The following is a 1288-nucleotide window of genomic DNA, read 5'->3' as shown; positions in this document are numbered from 1 at the left end:
GCCGTACTCGTCCGATCGCTCGTTGGACAGGGGCGAGAGGAACTCGTGGACCAGGTAGCCGTGGGCGGCGTGGACCTCGACCACATCGAAGCCCGCCTCGTCCGCGCGTCGGGCGGCCGCGGCGAAGGCGTCGACGACAGCTCGGATCCCGTCGGCGTCGAGCGCGACCGGGGCCGCCATGTCGCCGAACGGGATGGCCGAGGGGGCGACAGTGGTCCACCCGCCCTCCGCCACCGGGATCGACCCGGTGGGCTCCCCGGGGAAAGCCCGGTGGGTCGACGCCTTTCGCCCGGCATGGGCGAGCTGGATGCCGATCGCGGCGCCCTGCGAGTGGACGAAGTCCACGATCGGCGCCCATGCGTTCCGCTGCGCGTCGTTCCACATCCCGGCGTCGTGGGGGCTGATCCGGCCCTCGGGCACGACGGCGGACGCCTCCGCGAGGATCAGTCCGAACCCGCCCTGCGCCCGCGCACCCAGGTGCACGAGATGCCACGGGGTGGGGACGCCGTCGCGGGCGTCGCACGAGTACTGGCACATGGGCGAGAGCCACGCGCGGTTGCGGATCTCGAGATCGCGGATGCGGATGGGGTCGAAGAGGAGTGGCATTCCGTCGATTAAACCCCTGCAGGCCGGGTCCGGATCGCGGGGCACCACCCCCGGCACGCTCTCTCACGCACTCCGGCACCGGCGACTAGCGTGGTCGCCATGACTGATGCCCACCCGGATCTGACCCACCTCGACGCCGAGGGCCGGGTTCGGATGGTCGACGTGGGCGGCAAGGCCGTCACCACCCGCACCGCCACCGCCGAGGGGGTCTTCCGCACCCGGCCCGAGGTCGTGACGATGGTGTCGGGGGACGAGTTGGGGAAAGCCGACGTGCTGGCCACCGCCCGGTTGGCCGGTATCGGCGCGGCCAAGAAGACCTCGGAGCTGATCCCGTTGTGCCACCAGATCCCCCTGAACTCGGTCAAGGTGCGCTTCCAGCTCGACGCGCCGGCCGGTGAGATCCGGGTGTCGGCCACAGCCACGACGACCGGCCGCACGGGCGTGGAGATGGAGGCGCTCACGGCTGTCTCGGTGGCCGGGCTGACACTGCACGACATGGTCAAGGCCGTCGACCCGCTGGCCACGATGGACGGGGTGAGGCTGGCCGCCAAGTCCGGCGGGAAACGGGGCGACTGGACCAGGGACCAGGACGAGTCACCCCCCGCCGCCGCCGGGCGGGCCGCGGTGGAGTCGGGTCGCAGCGCCGTCGTCGTCGTCTCCTCCACCGCCGCCGCGCACGGGC

General features: G+C 72.4%; 1 protein-coding gene and 1 pseudogene. One reads left to right on the top strand and one right to left on the bottom strand.

Annotation, left to right across the window (positions count from 1 at the left end; all coding sequences use genetic code 11):
- Positions 1-606, bottom strand: a pseudogene (locus G6019_RS15505) (NADH:flavin oxidoreductase/NADH oxidase); the annotation flags it as partial.
- Positions 607-705: 99 nt separating this feature from the next.
- Here G6019_RS15505 and moaC point away from each other — a divergent pair.
- Positions 706-1288, top strand: a 583-nt coding sequence (moaC, locus tag G6019_RS15500; protein WP_182627980.1) for a cyclic pyranopterin monophosphate synthase MoaC, incomplete at its 3' end; no start/stop codon positions are given.

Origin of the sequence: Dietzia sp. DQ12-76 (assembly GCF_014145045.1) — a bacterium.
Taxonomy (GTDB): domain Bacteria; phylum Actinomycetota; class Actinomycetes; order Mycobacteriales; family Mycobacteriaceae; genus Dietzia.
The sequence above is the reverse complement of the archived record's forward strand: the minus strand, read 5'-3'. Positions and strand labels throughout refer to the sequence as shown.